This is a genomic window from Flavobacterium sp., from assembly GCF_023151265.1.
Classification (GTDB): Bacteria; Bacteroidota; Bacteroidia; order Flavobacteriales; family Flavobacteriaceae; genus Flavobacterium.
In genome coordinates this window covers 21,086-25,031 of sequence record NZ_JAKLJH010000024.1, presented here as the reverse complement: position 1 = coordinate 25,031, position 3,946 = coordinate 21,086, and the positions used below count along the sequence as shown (strand labels likewise).

The following is a 3,946-nucleotide window of genomic DNA, read 5'->3' as shown; positions in this document are numbered from 1 at the left end:
CCGCTATTGTCAAATAAAGTTACGTTAGCTGATGCAATAGGTTTTTGTGAATCAAAATCTACTACGATTCCTTTTAAAAGCTGTTCACAATCTTTTGGAATTGAAGCCGTTTCTAAAAATTTATAAATATCATCATAGCCTAAATTGTCTTCTTTTCTGTTTGAGGATACAAATCCTCTTTTAGATTGGGTGTCAATAATAAGAGCAAAATCATCCATTGAACTGTTTACGGGTTCTCCCACGTTTTTGATGCTTCCAACAGTTCCATCTTCTTTCAATTCGGTTACAAAAACATCTAATCCACCTAGTCCTGGATGTCCGTCTGAAGCAAAATATAATTCGTTATCCTTTGAGATAAAAGGGAATGTTTCTCTAGCTTCTGTATTGATTTTGTTTCCTAAATTCTCGGGTGTTCCAAAACTCCCATCAGCATTAATATTTACTTTAAAAATATCCGAAGCGCCAAGTGTTCCTGGCATATTAGAGGCAAAGTACAACGTTTTTTCGTCAGCACTTAAAGCTGGATGTGCCACGCTGTAATTATCATTATTAAAAGGAAGTTCTTCAATGTTTGTCCATTTATCACCTTCTTTTTTAGCTCTGTAAATTTTTAAAAGAATGGTACGCTCGCTATCTCTTCCTTTTTTTCCATTAAGATAATTGTTACGAGTAAAATACATCGTATTACCATCTTTTGTAAAAGCCGGAGTAGATTCATGATATTTTGAAGCTACACTTTTAGAAAATTTTTCAGGAGTTCCTAAATTATTTTCTTCCGATTTAGAAGCGCTGTATAAATTAGTAAATGATTGATTGGTCCAATTGTGTTTTTTATTTACAATTCCACCTGTGTCTTTAGCAGAAGTAAAAACAATTTCTTCTTTATAAAAAGCAGTTCCATAATCTGAAAATTGCGAATTGATTCCTGCATTTTCTAATTTGTATCTACCTGAGTTTTTCTTTATTTCAGCTAAATAATCGCTTTGTGATTTGGCCAATTTTCCTCTTAAATCGGTACCGTTTTTAGCATTAAATTGAGCCATCATTTGGTCTGCTTTTTTGTAATCGCCAACCGCTTTTAAGGTTTGTGCATATCGAAAATAGTATTCGGTATCCACAGGTTGATTCATAGCAAAAAGCTCCGTGTACCATTTGTTAGCATCTTCTAATTTACCCTGAAAGTAATAGGAATTGCCTAGTTTTTGAAATAATTCAACCGATTTATATCCTTTTTCGGCAACTTTTTCATAGGTTTTGACTGCATCAACGTAAGCGAATTTTTCAAACTCTTTGTCTGCTCTTTTAATTTTAACTTCTTGTGCATCTACTAAAAAACTCTTTAGTAACAATGCTACTATAACTATTGCTTTTGTTTTCATATTTTGTTTTTTAGAAGAATCTTGGTGAAACAACTTTTTCTGATTTTCCTTTGAACTCGTAGCGCAAGAATATTTCATGTGAACCCGAGTTGTAGTTAGCAAGTTTAGTGGTTTCGGCATCATAACCATACCCTATGAACCAACCTTCTGAAACTTGAAAACCAACTAATCCACTTAATGCAGCATCCCAACGCCAAGCCGCACCTAAAACAAATTTTTCATTAAACATAAAATTTGCAGTTACATCTAATTGTAAAGGTGAGCCTGATACCATTTTAGACAAAAAGGCTGGTTTGAATTTAATTGTGGGAGATAAATCAAAAACGTATCCTCCAATTAAATAGTAATGCATTCTTTCTTTTGCTGTAGCAGAAACATTATCATCGAAATGATCTGTTTCTAAGAAGTTTGGAACCGATAATCCGGCGTATAATTTATCTGAATGGAAGTAAATACCGGCTCCAATATTTGGTGAAAAACGATTGTCAATGTTATTTTGAAATTGAGGATCAGTTAAATCATATCGATCTAATTTGGTGTAATCTACATTTAATAAATTAGCTGTTCCTTTTATTCCAAACGATAATTTATAAGTCTCAGAAGTTGGTATAGAGTAGGACACATCTACTGAAATAGCATTTTCGTCAGATGGACCAATGCGATCATTTACAAAAGAAACTCCCAATCCTAAATTAGAATTATTAATTGGTGTGTTCACCGAAAGGGTATTGGTTACTGGAGCTCCATCTAATCCTACCCATTGGGTTCTATGTAAGCCAAAAATACTCATGACACCACGACTACCGGCATAAGCTGGATTCACATTAATAGTATTATACATATAATTGGTGTATTGTGAATCTTGCTGAGCACTGGTTTTTTGATTGCACAAGAAAAGCAAGGCAGAGCAGATGATTATATTTTTAATTGAAATTTTCATGATAATTAGTATTTCTTATTGTAAAAATCTTTTGTAAGTAAAACCTGCTAATACTCCGCCTAAAATGGGAGCTACCCAAAATAACCATAGTTGTTCTGAGGGCCAACTTACATGAGCAAATAAAGCTTGACTTAAACTTCTTGCTGGGTTTACAGAGGCGTTTGTAATAGGTATACTTACTAAGTGAATTAATGTTAACGAAAATCCTATCACTATTCCAGAGAACTTATGATAAGCATTACTACTTGTAATACTTAAAATAATAAGTAGAAAGAAAAAAGTAAGGACAAATTCAGTTAAAAAACACGAAAGTAAATCGTATTCCATAGGTGAATTTTCTCCATATCCATTAGAGGCAAATCCTGCAATTTCAGCATGAACACTTCCAGATTGAATGACATACAATACAGAAGCGGCTAAAATTGCACCTAACACTTGAAAGAAGGAATATTTAAAAGCTTCATTTAAAGACATTCTATTAGCACTTACCATCGCAAATGAAACCGCAGGGTTTAAATGACAGCCTGAAATTGTACCTATGGTATAAATCATAGTTAACAAAGAAAGTCCGAATGCTAATGAAACACCTACAAAACCAATTCCGTAGTCTGGGAACGTGGCAGCAAAAAGAGCGCTACCACATCCACAAAATACTAACCAAAAAGTACCTATTAACTCAACTATATATTTTTTCATAAAGTATCTTTTAATTATTTTGGATATATAAATGTCCTGCTTTATTAATCATTTGTTTTCCGTTTACTCCATCATAGCTGTATTCGTATTTTATGATGTAGAAGTAAGTTCCAGTTGGTAATTTTTCATTTCTAGAAATCGTACTTCTTCCATCAGAATACCCTTTGAAAACATTATTTATGTTGTCGTAATTAGACGTTTCATAGACTTTTACTCCCCAACGGTTGAAGATTTCAACATTGTTGTTTGGATAACATTCAATACCTTCTAAGTAGAAAATATCATTTTTGGTATCTCCATCTGGTGATACAGCATTCCATATTTTAATATGACAAGCTAATGTTATTGTTTGAGTATAAGTAGATGAATTACCACAATCATCCGTTGCCGTCCAAGTTCTAATTAACTCATATCTACTTGAACAATCTCCATCAATTCTTTGTTCATCTAATGTAACAGTTACATTTCCACAATTATCTGTAGCAGTCATTGTTGGAGCTACTGGAATGTTATCACAATCTGCAAATCCGTCTACTGGTAACTCACCTGTAAATACTGGCGGCGTTGTATCTTGAACGTCGATGATTTGGATATGAGAGGTTTCATTTCCACAAGCATCTGTTGCAGTCCAAGTTCTGATTAATTGATAGTTCGATGCACAACTTCCATTAATTCTCTGTTCGTTGTAAATTACGGTTGCTGTACTACAGTTGTCAATAGCAGTCAATACAGGTGCAGTTGGAACTACATCAGTACATTCTAATACTAAATCAGCAGGTAACGATTCTACAAAAGTAGGATCAGTTGTATCTTGAACCGTTATCGTTTGTGTATGAACAATGTCATTACCACAAAGGTCTGTTGCAGTCCAAGTTCTCGTGATGGTATAGTTTGCACAAGCTCCCGCAACTTCTGTTGATGTTTCATTGAA

Annotated in this window: 4 protein-coding genes; all 4 read right to left on the bottom strand. The window is 33.8% G+C overall.

What is annotated here, in order from left to right; translation table 11 throughout:
* Window positions 1–1,379, bottom strand: a 1,379-nt coding sequence (locus tag L6Q46_RS03730; RefSeq protein ID WP_291283180.1) for a flagellar motor protein MotB, incomplete at its 3' end; no start/stop codon positions are given.
* Window positions 1,380–1,389: 10 nt separating this feature from the next.
* Window positions 1,390–2,325, bottom strand: a complete 936-nt coding sequence (locus L6Q46_RS03725; protein WP_291283181.1) for a type IX secretion system membrane protein PorP/SprF — start codon at window positions 2,323–2,325, stop codon at window positions 1,390–1,392.
* A 9-nt stretch (window positions 2,326–2,334) separates the two neighbouring features.
* Entirely contained in the window at window positions 2,335–3,015 is a 681-nt protein-coding gene (gene aqpZ / locus L6Q46_RS03720) for an aquaporin Z (protein ID WP_291283179.1), read from the bottom strand.
* A gap of 10 nt (window positions 3,016–3,025) precedes the next feature.
* Window positions 3,026–3,946, bottom strand: a 921-nt coding sequence (locus L6Q46_RS03715; RefSeq protein ID WP_291283178.1) for a gliding motility-associated C-terminal domain-containing protein, incomplete at its 5' end; no start/stop codon positions are given.